Origin of the sequence: Exiguobacterium sp. KRL4, from assembly GCF_001870785.1 — a bacterium.
Lineage (GTDB): Bacteria > Bacillota > Bacilli > Exiguobacteriales > Exiguobacteriaceae > Exiguobacterium_A.
Genome location: NZ_MOLV01000027.1, coordinates 67,093 through 81,317, shown reverse-complemented (window position 1 = coordinate 81,317; position 14,225 = coordinate 67,093). Strand labels below are relative to the sequence as shown.

17 protein-coding genes are annotated in these 14,225 nt (G+C 49.0%); 4 read left to right on the top strand and 13 right to left on the bottom strand.

Annotated elements, in window-relative coordinates; all coding sequences use genetic code 11:
• The coding region (locus BLD48_RS13665) for an RNA-guided endonuclease TnpB family protein (RefSeq protein ID WP_143082946.1) at positions 1 to 440 on the top strand (440 nt) is incomplete at its 5' end.
• 302 nt (positions 441 to 742) lie between these two features.
• Here the strand turns inward: BLD48_RS13665 and BLD48_RS13660 are convergent.
• The 8 genes from BLD48_RS13660 to BLD48_RS13625 form a co-directional block, all read right to left on the bottom strand.
• On the bottom strand, positions 743 to 2,404 hold the full coding sequence (locus BLD48_RS13660; RefSeq protein WP_071500702.1) for an FAD-dependent oxidoreductase: 1,662 nt from the start codon (positions 2,402 to 2,404) through the stop codon (positions 743 to 745).
• A gap of 13 nt (positions 2,405 to 2,417) precedes the next feature.
• The gene (locus BLD48_RS13655; protein WP_071500701.1) at positions 2,418 to 3,722 is read right to left on the bottom strand and encodes an arsenic transporter; all 1,305 of its coding nucleotides are present in this window, start codon (positions 3,720 to 3,722) and stop codon (positions 2,418 to 2,420) included.
• Positions 3,723 to 3,754: 32 nt separating this feature from the next.
• A complete protein-coding gene (locus BLD48_RS13650; RefSeq protein WP_071500700.1) occupies positions 3,755 to 4,033 on the bottom strand; it encodes a hypothetical protein in 279 nt (92 codons plus the stop codon).
• A gap of 5 nt (positions 4,034 to 4,038) precedes the next feature.
• Positions 4,039 to 5,796: an arsenical pump-driving ATPase gene (arsA, locus tag BLD48_RS13645; protein ID WP_071500699.1), complete on the bottom strand. Its 1,758-nt coding sequence runs from the start codon at positions 5,794 to 5,796 to the stop codon at positions 4,039 to 4,041.
• Between the two features lie 13 nt (positions 5,797 to 5,809).
• Entirely contained in the window at positions 5,810 to 6,169 is a 360-nt protein-coding gene (gene arsD, locus BLD48_RS13640; RefSeq protein WP_071500698.1) for an arsenite efflux transporter metallochaperone ArsD, read from the bottom strand.
• A gap of 107 nt (positions 6,170 to 6,276) precedes the next feature.
• Positions 6,277 to 6,591: an ArsR/SmtB family transcription factor gene (locus BLD48_RS13635; RefSeq protein ID WP_071500697.1), complete on the bottom strand. Its 315-nt coding sequence runs from the start codon at positions 6,589 to 6,591 to the stop codon at positions 6,277 to 6,279.
• Between the two features lie 20 nt (positions 6,592 to 6,611).
• Positions 6,612 to 7,034: an arsenate reductase (thioredoxin) gene (arsC, locus tag BLD48_RS13630; RefSeq protein ID WP_071500696.1), complete on the bottom strand. Its 423-nt coding sequence runs from the start codon at positions 7,032 to 7,034 to the stop codon at positions 6,612 to 6,614.
• 63 nt (positions 7,035 to 7,097) lie between these two features.
• Entirely contained in the window at positions 7,098 to 7,580 is a 483-nt protein-coding gene (locus tag BLD48_RS13625; protein ID WP_071500695.1) for a GNAT family N-acetyltransferase, read from the bottom strand.
• A 111-nt stretch (positions 7,581 to 7,691) separates the two neighbouring features.
• On the opposite strand from BLD48_RS13625, the gene BLD48_RS13620 reads away from it, so the two are divergent.
• Both BLD48_RS13620 and BLD48_RS13615 read left to right on the top strand, forming a co-directional pair.
• Positions 7,692 to 8,138: a MarR family winged helix-turn-helix transcriptional regulator gene (locus tag BLD48_RS13620; RefSeq protein ID WP_071500694.1), complete on the top strand. Its 447-nt coding sequence runs from the start codon at positions 7,692 to 7,694 to the stop codon at positions 8,136 to 8,138.
• 33 nt (positions 8,139 to 8,171) lie between these two features.
• Positions 8,172 to 9,434 (top strand): NAD(P)-binding domain-containing protein, encoded by a 1,263-nt coding sequence (locus BLD48_RS13615; protein ID WP_071500693.1) that lies wholly within the window; start codon positions 8,172 to 8,174, stop codon positions 9,432 to 9,434.
• Positions 9,435 to 9,547: 113 nt separating this feature from the next.
• On the opposite strand, the gene BLD48_RS13610 is transcribed toward BLD48_RS13615, so the two are convergent.
• Genes BLD48_RS13610 through BLD48_RS13600 form a run of 3 tightly spaced genes read right to left on the bottom strand, consistent with a single transcriptional unit; the run spans position 9,548 to position 10,827 of the window.
• Entirely contained in the window at positions 9,548 to 9,805 is a 258-nt protein-coding gene (locus BLD48_RS13610) for a hypothetical protein (protein WP_071500692.1), read from the bottom strand.
• Between the two features lie 12 nt (positions 9,806 to 9,817).
• Complete coding sequence (locus BLD48_RS13605) at positions 9,818 to 10,255, bottom strand: VOC family protein (protein ID WP_071500691.1); 438 nt, start codon at positions 10,253 to 10,255, stop codon at positions 9,818 to 9,820.
• Positions 10,252 to 10,827, bottom strand: coding sequence for a GNAT family N-acetyltransferase (locus BLD48_RS13600; protein ID WP_071500690.1), 576 nt, complete (start codon positions 10,825 to 10,827; stop codon positions 10,252 to 10,254). Before BLD48_RS13600 ends, BLD48_RS13605 begins: the two co-directional genes overlap by 4 nt.
• Positions 10,828 to 11,014: 187 nt before the next feature.
• Here BLD48_RS13600 and BLD48_RS13595 point away from each other — a divergent pair, with 187 nt between their 5' ends.
• A complete protein-coding gene (locus BLD48_RS13595) occupies positions 11,015 to 11,773 on the top strand; it encodes a bacteriorhodopsin-like (protein WP_026831280.1) in 759 nt (252 codons plus the stop codon).
• Positions 11,774 to 11,798: 25 nt separating this feature from the next.
• Here the strand turns inward: BLD48_RS13595 and BLD48_RS13590 are convergent, their stop codons facing one another.
• A complete protein-coding gene (locus BLD48_RS13590; protein WP_071500689.1) occupies positions 11,799 to 12,263 on the bottom strand; it encodes a hypothetical protein in 465 nt (154 codons plus the stop codon).
• 110 nt (positions 12,264 to 12,373) lie between these two features.
• Positions 12,374 to 14,080, bottom strand: a complete 1,707-nt coding sequence (locus BLD48_RS13585; RefSeq protein WP_071500688.1) for a methyl-accepting chemotaxis protein — start codon at positions 14,078 to 14,080, stop codon at positions 12,374 to 12,376.
• Positions 14,081 to 14,225 lie beyond the last annotated feature (145 nt).

Here is a 14,225-nt window from a genome sequence, read left to right as displayed (position 1 = left end):
ATAGGCGGAAGGTTGCCCGTATCCACGAGAAGATCGCCAACAAGCGAACAGACTTCCTGCACAAGGTATCGACCGAGATCGTCAAAAACCACGACGTCATCGGCATCGAGACCTTGCAGGTGAAGAACATGCAGAGGAATCGCAAGTTGAGCAAGTCCATCTCGGACGTCAGTTGGTCGGCGTTCTTCCACATGCTGGAGTACAAGGCAGAATGGTACGGGAAGACCGTCGTGAAAGTCGGCAAGACCTTCGCTTCCAGTCAACTGTGCTCCAGTTGCGGACATCAACACAAAGACGTGAAACATCTCGGCTTGCGTGAATGGACATGCCCGAGTTGCGGGATCCATCACGACCGAGATGTGAACGCAGGACTGAATCTCAAACAAGAAGCAGAACGCATTTTAGCTTCTTCAACCGTCGGAACGACGGGGTTAGCCTGATCAGGTTTCGACCGTCAGGTCGGATAACTCAGGAATCCTTCACCTCTAAGTGAAGCGTAGGTGGAGGTAGTTCAATAAACTTCTCATGATATGCTTCACACATAATCTACTAAAAGGGAGGATATATATCGATGATAGGTTTTGTCCGTTCACTTTATCAAAATTAGGCGAGAATACGCCCACTTCTAAACGAAGTGAAAGTGGGAGATGAATCGCCTAATTTTGATAAATTGTCACGTCAAGTTGTATTCATACGAAGAGCGGTTCTTCCAAAAGGAGGAACCGCTCTTCGTATGAAATGATTAATTAGCTAAAAACTTTTTACAATGCTGATAGTTTTTATTACCGCCGGATAAATTACAAACATCCGTAAAACCTAGGTTCTTGAGCACGTTTTGAGCGGCATTCCCGGTCACCCCTTTGTTGCAATAAACGATCGTCGGCAACGTCGGATCAAGTTCTTTCGCCCGTGTCCGCAGTTCACCGAGCGGGATGTGGATCGCTCCGTCAACGTGATTTTTTTCGAACTGGGCTTTTGAGCGCGTATCAATGATTTGGAACGACTTGCCGCCGGCGACTTGTTCGATCAACTCATTTGGTGTCATCAGACGGGCTGTTTTTTTAATCGCATTGTCGAGCGCCATCCCGGTATAAAGGACCGGGTCTTTTGTCGTCGCAAATGGCGGTGCATAGGCAAGATCAAGATGGAACAGATCTTCTGCTTTTGCCTTGAACGTAATTGCCGTCGCGAGGACATCAATCCGCTTGTCGACCCCTTGCGGCCCAACGATTTGTGCGCCAAGGACCCGTCCTGTCGCCCGGTCGGCAATCGCCTTGATCGTCATTTCTTTTCCACCCATATATTCCGGACGATCCGGTTTAATATTGTGGAGAACTTCGATGTCGTATCCGGCTTCCCGTGCTTCTTTTTCCGTCAAACCGGTCTGTGCGACCGTCAGATCAAATGCTTTGAAGATGCCGGTTCCAAGAATACCGCGGTGTTCCGCTTCTTCCCCAGTGATGACCATCCCGGCAATCCGCCCCATCTTGTTGGCGGTCGAGCCAAGCGGACGATAAATTGCTTCTTCGGTAATGACGGAGAAACTTTCCGCGACATCACCGACAGCATAAACATCAGTCAGATTCGTCTGCATCTTCCGGTTGACCGCGATTGCGCCCGTTTGACCAAGCTCAACACCAATTTGTTTGGCGAGCTCCGTATTCGGTTTGACACCGACTGACAGGATGACGAGATCCGTCTCAATCGATTTGCCACTCTCAAGGGCGATGTCCGTGACCCGTTCCGCCCCGTTTAATGCCGTCACTGATTCACCCAGCAACAGTGAGACGCCTTTATCTCTTAAATGATCAGCAACCCGTTCTGCCATGTCACGGTCAAGCGGCGGCATGACTTGCGGCAGACGTTCGACGAGCGTCACCTGAATCCCGCGGTACGTCAACTGCTCCGCCATCTCAAGACCGATGAAGCCGCCCCCGACGATCGTCGCTGTTTTCGGATCATGTGTCTCGATATATGAACGGATGGCATCGGCATTCCGGACATTCCGGACCGTAAAGACGTTGTCGTGATCGACACCCGGGAACGGCGGAACGATGCTTGACGCACCGGTCGCAAGCACCAGCGTATCGTACGTATCCGTAAACTTGTCACCAGTCGTCAGGTTAATGATGGTTGCTGTTTTCGTTGCGTGATCAATCGATTCGACTTCGTGTCTTGTGTGGATGTCGATGTTATAACGTTTTTTGAAGAATGCGGCATCGCGTGGTGTCAATTCGTCGATGTCGGCAATCTCACCGCCGACGAAGTACGGAATCCCGCAACCGGAATAGGAGATGTCCTGATCGCGGTCATAAATCGTAATCTGTAAGTCTTCACTGTTGCGGCGTGCTTTTGCGCCAACCGATGTTCCGGCGGCGACTGAACCAATGATAAGCAGTTTCATAAAAAAATCCCCCTTAGTAAAGTAGTAAGCTGATGTACAATCCGAGCAATGTAATCGCAAGCGTCGGAATCGTCAGAATCGTTCCGATCTTAAAGTATTGTCCCCAACCGATTTTGACACCTTTTGTCCGGAGAACGTGTAACCAGAGTAAGGTCGCCAGACTGCCGATTGGTGTAATCTTTGGTCCGAGATCGGATCCGATGACGTTGGCATAAATCAAGGCTTCCCGAATCGTTCCGGTCGCTTGACTGAGGTCGATGGCGAGCGCATCAATCATCACGGTCGGCATATTGTTCATGACCGATGACAGAATGGCGGCGAGGAAGCCCATGCCGAACGTCGCAGCTGCCAGATTCGTCGCAAAACCGTCAATGACATCCGCGAGAACTTGCGTCAATCCGGCATTTTGCAGACCATAAACGACGATGTACATGCCGAGTGAGAAGAAGACGATTGCCCACGGTGCGCCGGCGATGACTTTTTTCGTCGGTACGCTTGGTGAACGACGCGCCATCAACAGGAAGAACAAGGCGATGACACCGGCAACGAGACTGACCGGAATCCCGATGAAATCACTCGTGAAGTAGCCGACGACAAGCAAAATAAGAACCAGCCACGATAATTTGAACATCCGATGATCCTTGATCGCTGTATGTGGGGCGACGAGTTGCGAGGCGTCGTAAGTCTTCGGAATACTTTTCCGGAAGTACAAATACAACACAAGCAGACTGCCGATAACAGAAAAGACGTTGACGAACACCATCCGTGCGGCATATTCCGTAAAGCCGATCTCAAAGAAGTCGGCCGAGACGATATTGACGAGGTTTGAGACGACGAACGGTAAACTCGCCGTATCGGCAATGAAGCCGGATGCGAATACATACGCCAAGACGACATAGTCCGGTAATTTTAAGTAGCGGACGATTGCGAGAACGATCGGCGTCAAAATCAACGCTGCGCCGTCATTCGCAAACAACGCGGCAACGACGGCACCAAGCAATGTCAGGTACACAAAGAGTTTGACACCACCGCCTTTTGCGATGCGTGCCATATGAAGCGCCGCCCATTCGAAGAAGCCGATTTCATCCAAAATCAACGAGATGATGATCAGGGCGATAAAGGTAAACGTTGCGTTCCAGATAATGCCCCAAACAGTCGAGACATCATCGAGATTCACAACGCCGGTCAGTAAGGCAATTAGTGCCATCCCCATCGCGGAGTAGCCGATGCCGAGACCTTTTGGTTGTTTGATGATTAAAAATAACGTGATCAGGAAAATCCCGATCGCAAGTAGATGTGTGCCGGTCAATGCGTTCACTTCATTTCTGGTTTAAATTTCGAATTTACTGTTTAACAGTTTGATGCGCCGAGGAGGACGATTTGCGGACCTTGGTCCGTCTCTTCCAGTGCAAGGGTGATCTCATGACTGACATCCGCTAAATTCCCGTCGATTGCCAGCGCCAATCCGTCAAAGTCTTTGATTTGATCACCGGTTTCGCCGGCCCCGAATCCGAGTCCGAAGCTCGGTCCGCAACAGCCTTGTCCGGCTTGATAGAGGCGAATGCCGGGTGCTTGTTCGTGTTCCACTTGTTCTTTCAGATACGTGACCGCTTCAGGTGTGATTTGCATAGAATTCATCCTTTCGAAAGTGCGAGTAGGTGGTGATATCCGGAAACCGGTTCGGGTTGCCAGGCGACGACGGCCATCTGTTGGCTCAATCGGTCGACTTCTTCCAACCAAGGCCGTTCTGCTTCCGCTTTATGACCAAGAATCGGATCATGCGTTGCCGTCGCGGCAAACGATTGATTGACAATCCAGGCCATCGGTTCGATTCCGGCACGGCGTAAATCTTCCTGCAGGCGCCCTGCTTCAAAAACAGGTGTTGCTTCCGCGAGTGTCGTAATGATGACATGCGTCCGGCTTGCGTCACGCAGTTGCGGTAACAATGATTTAACCGCTTCCGGAACGGCACCGGTCGCCCGTTCCATTTCCTGATGATAACTTTCCGTCGCGTCGAGTAACAATAACGTATGACCCGTCGGTGCCGTATCGATGACGACGTATCGGTCGTTTGCCCGGGCGACGGTATCGGCAAAGGCGCGGAAGACGGCGATCTCTTCGGTACACGGTGATTTTAAGTCTTCTGCGAGTAACGAGTGGGCTTCATCCGTCAGTTCACCCGCCGCCGCATAGACTTGCGCCGTATAACGGTCAATTTCAACCTTCGGATCAATCCGGCTGATTTCAAGATGCGGGTTTTCGTTCGTCTCAATCGTCAGTTCAAGGTGCGCTGCCGGGTCCGTCGTCGTCAAAACAACGTCGTGTCCACGTTCCGTCAAAGCAATCGCAATCATCGACGCCATCGTCGTCTTGCCGACCCCGCCTTTACCCATCGTCATAATGACGCCTGGACCTGATGCATCTAACTGTTCAATCAAATGCGACAACGCCGGGACGTCGAGCTGATTCCGCTCCATCGATGTCATCGGTTGCTCCGTCTCCGTCAACCAGTTGCGGAGTTGATCAACCCCGATCAAACTCGTTGGCGCATAGGGCAAGCTAAACAGCGGTACTTCTTGTAAGAAGACATCCGGTAACGTATTGAGGGCTTCTTGCTGACGATGTAAGAAAGCTTGATAATACATATCACGACTCGCTGTCACCGGCAACATCCCATTGACGATCAAGCGGGCATTTTGAATGCCAAGCGCATGCAGTTCCTGATAAGCATGGGCTGCTTCTGTCAACGTGGATGCTTCCGCACGGGCCACTAGAATTAAGGTCGTTTCCGCCGGATCGGCCAACAATTCCGTCGCCTGTTCATATTGTGTTTTTTTCTCCGTCAGACCTGCGAGTGGTCCAAGGCAAGACGTGCCGGTCGTATTCTCATCGAGATACACGTTCCACGCGTTCGGCAGACTGAGTAACCGTAACGTATGTCCCGTCGGTGCCGTATCAAAAATGATGTGGTCGTACGTCTGTTTTGCGTCAGGTGCTGCCAACAACCCGGTAAATTGATCAAAGGCTGCGATTTCGACGGTACAGGCACCGGACAATTGTTCTTCCATCGACCGGATGGCTGTATCCGGCAGAATGCCCCGGTATGGTCCGACGACGGCTTCTTTATAATCCGCTGCCGCTTGCTCCGGATCGAAGTTTGCGACGAACAGGCGATCGACACCGGGAACGGCGGTCGGTTCTTCCGTCAGTCCCATCTTAAAGACATCTTGAAGATTGCTTGCCGGGTCGGTCGAGACAAGTAGGACTTGTTTACCAATGTCCGCCAGTTCGATGGCAAGAAGTGAAGCCGTTGATGTTTTCCCAACGCCGCCTTTTCCGGTCAAAAACAAGTAACGGGTCAATTGTAGTCCATCCAGGGTTAACTGTTCCATCTTCGTCACGTCCTTATTTTAGAGTCAAACGAATCTTCGGTTTCTGTCCATTGACGACAGCAAAACTTTTTTCTTCTAAGCCTGTCAATTCCGCAAGTTCCGCATTCGACAAGTAGCCGCGACGACGGACGATTGCTCCATCGACAAGTGTGATCGGCAAAACGTCGACACCGTCCGTGATCGCTTCCTTAATCAACTGATTTCCGACAAATGCAGCCGGCTCATTTGCTAAGTTAAACCGTTCGATCGGATAACCTTGTTGTTTCAAGGCATGGACGACCGTCGCCATTCGGGTCAGTTCCGGATCAATCGATGGTCCACATAAGCCGGTCGGACAACACATCGCCGGATCATAAATCTCAATTTTCTTCATTTTCGTTCAGCTCCTTAATCTTTATATAACTCATTCGTTATATATAACATAACCTTATTGTTATATGGAATGCAAGGGAAACTGTCCCCCGCTGCCACTATACCCTCTCAGCAATTTTTTTTCGGAATCGCCGGCAGATCCATCGCGTTTAGAATCGTCAGCAATAACTCATGCTGCGGGTGGTCCGGATTGATTCGGAAATGAATCCATTGCCGTTCACGCCGCTCCAGGATGATTTGCGACTGGCGTAATAATTTCAAATGGCGACTGACGGCGGGTTGTGAGATATCAAACATCTCGACAAAATCACAGACACAATGTTCCCGGACGTGCAATCGCCGCAAAATTTCTAGACGTGTGCCATCGCTGAGCAGTTTTAAGAACTGACTCATCTCGTCAATACGGTTCGTCGTCTCGATCATAGGTGTTCCTCCTTTCAAGTTCAGTTACTTGCCTCTTCATTAGCGAATCGTTGAATCCGTTCTGCGATTTGATCGCGGACCCGTCGGAAGACAGCCCATTGTTCCGCTTCCGTTCCGGTTGCGCGTGCCGGATCATCAAATCCCCAATGTTCTTGCCGGACATGCGAAGGAATGACAGGACAATTGTCACGGGCATCCCCGCACAAGGTGACAACGATCGTCGCCCGTTTCAAGAGATCCGGATCAATCAAATCGGACATCTGCCCGGAAATGTCAATGTTCTGTTCCTGCATCGCCCGGACAGCTTTGGGATTTAAGCCATGTTGTTCGATCCCGGCTGAATGGACGTCCCAGTCCGGCAAATAGTGTTTCGCGAAGCCTTCTGCAATTTGGCTCCGGCATGAGTTTCCCGTACAAAGAAAATAAATCACTGGTCGTGTCATGATTAGCCCCTCCGCTCTTTATATAACGATTGTATTATATAACGTATGGGTTATTCAATAGATTTAATCCATCTTTCGACTTCTTCGCTCCAACAACAACGTATCCCGCCATTGACCAGCATGTTGCGCAATTTTTTCACGTCTGCCGACAATCCTGAATCCTGCCTGCTGTTGGATGGTCAGACTGGCTTTGTTTTCCGGGAAGATGTGTGACTGTAGTGTCCAAATCCCGCTGTCTTCAGCAAAAAGAATCATATGCTGTAATAACAAACTGCCGTATCCTTTTCCCCGTTCCGCCCGGTCGACATAAAGACTCAGCTCTCTTACTCCCTGGTAAACGGGTCTTGCTGAAACGAGCATCATCTTGACCCAACCCACGACGACCGTCTGTTCCTCGATCACGAATACGTCTGCTTCTTTCATCTGATGCCACCACTTCCGTTCATCAACATCCGTTTCAAAAGTGGCATTCCCTTCTTCCACTCCTTGCAGATAAATGTTGAACAGTTGTAGTCGATCATCTGCATTCATTTTCCGAATGATCATGATAAGACCTCCTTCGTGTATTACTAATTAGTTAAAAACAATTACTTGCAAATTGCAAATTAATCCATTATAACTAAGATAATCAATCACAAGACAAAGGAGAAGCTGCCCATGCAAGAACCCCGTGAAATTTTTCAGACGTTCACGCGTCGTTTTGGACTGTTGAATAAAAACTGTTGTTCCGTTCTGGATCAAGAGGTTTCGCTCGCCCAGAGCCATATCTTGTTTGAAGTCTCGAAACACCCCGGGTCAGCGATGCAGGAAATTGCAGACTCATTAGGCATGGATATTACAACATTTAGCCGGCAAATCCAGACGTTGATCAAACGGGAGCTTGTTTTAAAATCCCCCTCTTCCGAGGACCGCCGGATTCAATTACTTTTTTTAACTCCACTCGGTCAACAGGTGGCAGACGGGATTGATTCTGAAATGAACAACTACCTTGAAGAGATCTTTCAAAAGATGACTTCGTTTGAGAAAGCAACCGTTCTTCAATCCATCGAATTGTTAAACGATGCGATGCTCAACAGTGATTCCTGCTGTAAAACGTTATCTTAAAGTTTGCAAAATACAAATAAAAGGAGTGATTTTATGCCCGCTCAATCTTTTTCTCATTCGATTTTCATCATCGGTGCCGGTCCGATCGGACTCGCTGCCGCCGCACACCTGTCTCAGCAAGGTCTTCCTTTTTCTATTCTCGAAGCCGGTCCCGATATCGGAACACATATCCAGACATGGTCACATGTAAAAATGTTTTCAAATTGGGAATACAACATCGATCCTGTCGCCGCTGTCCAATTACGTCAGAGCGGGTGGGAGCATCCGGAAGCAGAGGCTTTTCCGACCGGTCATGATTTATTGGAGTACTATTTGCGCCCACTTGCCGCCTTGCCGACCATTTCAGAAAATTTGTATCTAGAGCATCAGGTCATCTCGATTTCGCGTCAAGGCATCGATAAAATGACGACAACGGATCGTCAACTGTCCCCCTTCGAAGTCATCGTCCAAACACCAACGGGGCGACGTCGTTTTTTAGCCGCTGCTGTTTTAGACGCGACAGGTGTATGGGGGCAACCCAATTCCATGTTTAGCGCGGGACATCCGCACGATTCGCTCATCGAACGCGTGACGCATACGATTCCGAATTTCCGACAAGAAATCAATCGATACGCCAATCAACGTCTTGCGATTATCGGGAGCGGACATTCCGCTCTGACGGCATTAATGAGTGCGGTGGCATTAAAAAAAGACTATCCTGAGACGGACATCCACTGGATTATCCGTAAAACAGACGTAGTCGAAGCGTTTGGTGGAGAAGAGAATGATCAGTTAGCCGAACGTGGTCAACTCGGATCAACGGCACGTAATCTTGTCGGGTCTGGTCTCGTCACTGTTCATTCCGGTTTTAAAGTCGCGGAAATCGTATCGACAAACGAGGGCATTTCACTGATTAGTATCGATCACCGACAGCTCGCTGTACAGGAAATCATCGTTTTGACCGGAAGCCGACCCGACTTTACATTCCTGCGTGAAATTCGGTTGGATGTAGACTTCATTACCGAAAGCACCCGTCAGCTTGCTCCGTTAATTGATCCCAACCTGCACAGTTGTGGAACGGTACGGCCGCACGGCGAAGCTAAATTAAGACAACCGGAGAAAAACTTCTATATCATCGGTTCTAAAAGTTATGGACGCGCGCCTACCTTTCTTTTAACGACCGGTTATGAACAAATCCGGTCAATCGTCGCACATTTAACAGGAGATACGATAAGCGCAAAACAGATCCGGTTGAAATTACCGGAAACAGGTGTTTGTCGGATTTCTACAACCGAAGCATCATCCAGTTGTTGTTAGGATCCGTCTTACATTCTCAATTGGATACAACAGATGATTTCGGCACAACGAAGGGAGGTGGATTTTGTCCACCTCCCTTTTTAAATTTTAAAAATTACCGTATGTACAAGACGTTAACGGTTCTTTTCATTCGATTTTCTAGCATGAACAAGGTAAACGATTAAAAAATAGGCAAAGAACGCGGAAAAATAAAAAGTGATGAATTTGTTCATTTCCGTTGTATTCAGCCAGATTGATTCATCGTACATCAACTGTCCCGATGCCGTGATAACGACAGGATGCGTCGCAAGCGTCAGACCGATCAGGACGAATAAACAAACACCAAGATCATTGAGCCAGATTTGGGTGCTGCCTTTTGGGTTACGAAACATTTTTTCCCTCTTTTAGTTTAAGACGGTTTCCGCTATTTCCAATATGATGCCTTCCGGTCCCCTGACATAACAAATTCGGTACGTTTCTCCAAACTGCTCTGCCGGACTGATCGAAGTATAGCCCTGCTCGTTCACGATGGTCATCATCGCGTCAAGCGACTCGACGTTAAGACAAAGATGACGGAGACCTGCCGCGTTGACTTCGTTTGATGATTGACCGGTATCGACCGGAGCCTGATATTGAACGAGTTCTAGCCACGTCTCTCCGCCAGGTACGCCGAGAGCGGCACACGAAGTCTTGACGTCACGCAGACCGGTGATCCGGTCGAGTTGCGGTCCGGACGAGTCCCATTCGCCTTTGACGACGAATCCCAAACTGACGAAAAAACGTGTCGCTCCAGCAAGGTCCAAGACGTTGATGCTGACATGATCGATCCGGTTGATTTTCATACCCGGTTTTCCTGTTTACGTTCTTGCACGCTCGCTTGATAGTCCGGGCGCAATAAAGAGAAAATTCGGCCATCATGCGACGTCCCGCCTTGGAACAGATAGCCGCGCAACACACCTTCTTCTTCAAATCTAAACCGCGTCAGCAGCTCGATTGAAGTTTGATTTTCTAGAAACGTCACCGCACCCATTCTGTGTAATTTAAGTGTCTTGAACGCATATTCCAAAACAGCTTGAATCGCTTCTGCTGCATAGCCACGTCGCCAATGCGCAGGGTCAAGCTCAAAACCGATTTCCGCTTTTTTGCTGTAACGACTTAAATGATTCAAACCCAGCGTCCCGATGAACGTTCCCGTTTCCCGGATGACCATTCCCCAGCGGATTCCTTGGCCGCTGTGATACGTCTGTTTGAACGAGTCAATAATGTTCAAGGCATCGGATGTTTCACGTAACGGATCCATCCCGTAAAAACGGGTGACGGCTTCGTTTGATAAAATATTAAATATCGCTGGTCCATGCTCGGGTGTCACCTCAACGAGCTGTAAACGTGTCGTTTCTAAAGTGGGAAAGGGCATCTGAATTCCTCCATTTTGATGTTTTTGGCTTCTTCGTCCCAAACGGTTCAAAAAGTGCGTCCAACTTGTGTCATCAAAGTATGAATCAGCACATTTCCTAACGATTGGAATAACTTGTTCTTGCGTCCATCGCTCTATACTAAACATATAGAAGCGCGTGTTTTGTGTGATGAAGGAGTGAATGTTCATGGAAGAAGTCAATTTACTCGTCCTTGCCACGCAGTATATGTTTTGGGTCGGATTCGTCGGCATGGCTGCTGGGACACTCTACTTTTTAGTCGAACGGAATTCGCTTGCACCGGAATACCGATCCACCGCCACCGTCGCCGCACTCGTCACCTTTGTTGCTGCCATCCATTATTACTTCATGAAGGACGCCGTCGGAACGTCCGGTCTGTTATCGGAAATCGATGGTTTCCCAACGGAAATCCGCTATATCGACTGGCTCGTCACGACGCCGCTGTTGCTCGTCAAGTTTCCGTTATTGCTTGGTCTGAAAGGTCGACTTGGGCGGTCGTTGTTAACGAAACTGATCATCGCCGATATCATCATGATCGTCGGGGGCTATATCGGAGAATCGTCGATCAATATCGCCGGCGGTTTCACCCAACTCGGACTGTGGTCGTATCTGATCGGTTGTCTCGCCTGGATTTATATCATCTATCTGCTGTTTACGAACGTCACGAAAGCTGCTGAAAACAAACCGGCGCCGATTCGTGATGCACTGTTGAAGATGCGGTTGTTCATCCTGATCGGTTGGGCCATCTATCCGATCGGCTATGCGGTCACGTTGTTTGCGCCGGGGGTCGAAATCCAGCTCGTCCGTGAACTGATCTACAACTTTGCCGATTTGACGAACAAAGTTGGTTTCGGTTTGATCGCCTTCTTCGCTGTTAAAACGATGTCGACCATGTCATCGCAAAAAGGAAAGACGTTAACGTCTTGACGGGAGTTCTGAAACAGTTTCGCCATCAGGCGGGACTGTTTTTTCGGTTGATGACTCGTTTTTCCTCCAAATGCCTAAAATTATCTTTATCGTTTTTGGTTGAAAATCCGACGAGCTCCACGTTTCCTTTATCATTTACAGTGTAGGTATAGACGGCATCCGGTTCATTGCCAAAGACGACGTCGATTTTATACGGATTGAGATGCTTATATTGTTCTTCCCAATAAGGAACAGTCATTGTCGTCCAACGTTCACCCGGATAGGTCTTCTCGAGATACATCTCGACCTGCTCAGCATTGCTCGCACTTCGTTGATCAAGATAATACGGATAGATCATCAAGTAAGCTCCATACGCGATACAGATGACACCAGCCAGGCTAAACATCAGGACGCGTCCTCTCGATTTCGTTTTTAATTTCATGCCCAACACGATGATTGGAATCACGACAGCGAACAACATCATGGCTTCAATGATTTCATGTGGTCCCATGTCCGTAACCTCCTTTTCACTATTCCTAATCAATTACGATTCTCCCCTGCTGAATTCCTGCTTTTCCCATAAAAAAAACAGGCATCCGCTTGGGATACCTGTTTGACTCCTTACACTTGAAAACGGCTCGATAAGCGTTTTAAATCGTCGGCCATCGTCGCAAGCGATTGCGAAGCCGATGAGATTTCCTGCATCGAGGCCATCTGTTCTTCCGTCGAAGCGGAGATGTTTTCCGTCCCGGCAGCGGTACTTTCCGTCACCGATTGAATCTCACGCATGACGGCAGCAATCTGTTCACTGCCGGCGGCCATTTCTTGAACGGCACCGGAGACTTCCTCGACCTGTCCGGTCACGTCCCCGATTGACTGTTCGATCGCATTGAACGACGCACTGGCTTCTCCCGCAACTTGAATCCCGTTCGTCATCTGTGCCGTCACCTTTTCCATCGAGACAACGGATTGTTCCGTCTCGCGCTGAATGACCTTTATCAAACTCTCGATCTGTTTCGCGGCGAGTGCCGACTGTTCGGCAAGCGTCTTGACTTCCGCAGCGACGACAGCAAATCCGCGTCCTTGTTCACCGGCCCGAGCCGCTTCGATGGCGGCATTCAGTGCCAATAGATTCGTCTGTGCGGCAATGCCCGTGATCGAGTCCGTGATCTGACCGATTTCTTGCGACCGGTTTCCGAGGCCGACGATGACTTGACCCAGTTCCGTGAAGTCGGTGTTGATCCGTTCCATCTGCTGACCAAGCTGACTGACAACTTGTCCGCCGTGGGTGACTTTACTCATCGCGTCACTCGTCGCGTCCGTCATCTGTTGGGCATTCCCGGCGACTTGGCTGACGCCTGCCGTCAAGTCCTGAACGGTCCGCGACGCACCCGAGACTTGGTTTAACTGTTGGCTTGCGCCACTTGCGATTTCTTCCATCGTCACAGCCACCATTTCCGTTGCTTTGGTCGTCGCTTCCGCATTCGTACTTAACTCATCCGACGCCGTCGCGACATGCTGCGACGTATCCGTCATCTCGATGATGACTCCATGTAATTGTTCCGTCATCGTATTGAATGATGTCGTCAATTGACCAAGTTCGTCTTTTGACACGTAATCCCCACGGACGGTCAAATCACCTTCACCGGACTGTTTCATCCAGCCTTGCAACGAACGAATCGGTTGTGTGATCAGACGTGTGATATAAATTGCAAGACCTGCGAACAACAACAGGGAGATGACAAAAATACCAAGCATGATGTACAATGCCATTTGTTGTTCCTGCTGGTTCAACGTATTGATGTCTTTCGCTTGTTTCGTCATCGTCTTCATCAAACTTTTTGCCGAGTTCGCGACGTTATCTCGGACTTGCTCCAGGTTTTCTGAATAACTCTTATAGGCGTCTTCATTTTCATTTCGTGACGCAAAGTCTTGAACCATGCTCATCCCATTATCATATGCTATTACATTGTTCTTCAATTCTTCCAGTTGCTTGCTTGATTGCTCCGTCATCTTGGCCGTACGTTCGTATGTATCTAAAGACGACCGGATTTGGGCTTGACGTGTATCAATCTCTCCTCCCAATTCTTCAATCCGTTTCGGATCCGTCGTTAGAATCATCTCGACCAGAAACGAGTCGAGTGCCCGCGTATCAATCCGGATTTGAGCGACTTCCTGAACAGGCAGCAGATTTTCCTGATACATCGCTTCCGACGCCTTTGACATCTGATTCAAGAAATAAAGCCCCGCGCTTGCCAGTAAAATCATGGCGATGATGGCTGTCGCAATCAACAGTTGGATCTTTTTTCGTACCGTTAAATTTTTCATGTTCTCATCCCTCCACCTCCTTTATCGGTAACTTGTTCAAATTATTCAGTGTTTTTTCATGATTGGTGTGAGCAATGTGTTGTTCCAAGCCCTCGGTTACGACAGTGAGTACCGGATTCGATATAATCAGAATCATACAGAAACA

Excerpts from the sequence above, each read along its gene's own strand:
- BLD48_RS13610 (WP_071500692.1), bottom strand. The coding sequence starts at position 9,805 with ATGTTTCGTAACCCAAAAGGCAGCACCCAAATCTGGCTCAATGATCTT.
- arsD (WP_071500698.1), bottom strand. The coding sequence starts at position 6,169 with ATGAAGAAAATTGAGATTTATGATCCGGCGATGTGTTGTCCGACCGGC.
- BLD48_RS13595 (WP_026831280.1), top strand. The coding sequence starts at position 11,015 with ATGGAAGAAGTCAATTTACTCGTCCTTGCCACGCAGTATATGTTTTGG.
- BLD48_RS13660 (WP_071500702.1), bottom strand. The coding sequence starts at position 2,404 with ATGAAACTGCTTATCATTGGTTCAGTCGCCGCCGGAACATCGGTTGGC.
- arsA (WP_071500699.1), bottom strand. The coding sequence starts at position 5,796 with ATGGAACAGTTAACCCTGGATGGACTACAATTGACCCGTTACTTGTTT.
- BLD48_RS13650 (WP_071500700.1), bottom strand. The coding sequence starts at position 4,033 with ATGCAAATCACACCTGAAGCGGTCACGTATCTGAAAGAACAAGTGGAA.
- BLD48_RS13605 (WP_071500691.1), bottom strand. The coding sequence starts at position 10,255 with ATGAAAATCAACCGGATCGATCATGTCAGCATCAACGTCTTGGACCTT.
- arsC (WP_071500696.1), bottom strand. The coding sequence starts at position 7,034 with ATGACACGACCAGTGATTTATTTTCTTTGTACGGGAAACTCATGCCGG.
- BLD48_RS13635 (WP_071500697.1), bottom strand. The coding sequence starts at position 6,591 with ATGATCGAGACGACGAACCGTATTGACGAGATGAGTCAGTTCTTAAAA.
- BLD48_RS13590 (WP_071500689.1), bottom strand. The coding sequence starts at position 12,263 with ATGGGACCACATGAAATCATTGAAGCCATGATGTTGTTCGCTGTCGTG.
- BLD48_RS13600 (WP_071500690.1), bottom strand. The coding sequence starts at position 10,827 with ATGCCCTTTCCCACTTTAGAAACGACACGTTTACAGCTCGTTGAGGTG.
- BLD48_RS13625 (WP_071500695.1), bottom strand. The coding sequence starts at position 7,580 with ATGATCATTCGGAAAATGAATGCAGATGATCGACTACAACTGTTCAAC.
- BLD48_RS13615 (WP_071500693.1), top strand. The coding sequence starts at position 8,172 with ATGCCCGCTCAATCTTTTTCTCATTCGATTTTCATCATCGGTGCCGGT.
- BLD48_RS13585 (WP_071500688.1), bottom strand. The coding sequence starts at position 14,080 with ATGAAAAATTTAACGGTACGAAAAAAGATCCAACTGTTGATTGCGACA.
- BLD48_RS13620 (WP_071500694.1), top strand. The coding sequence starts at position 7,692 with ATGCAAGAACCCCGTGAAATTTTTCAGACGTTCACGCGTCGTTTTGGA.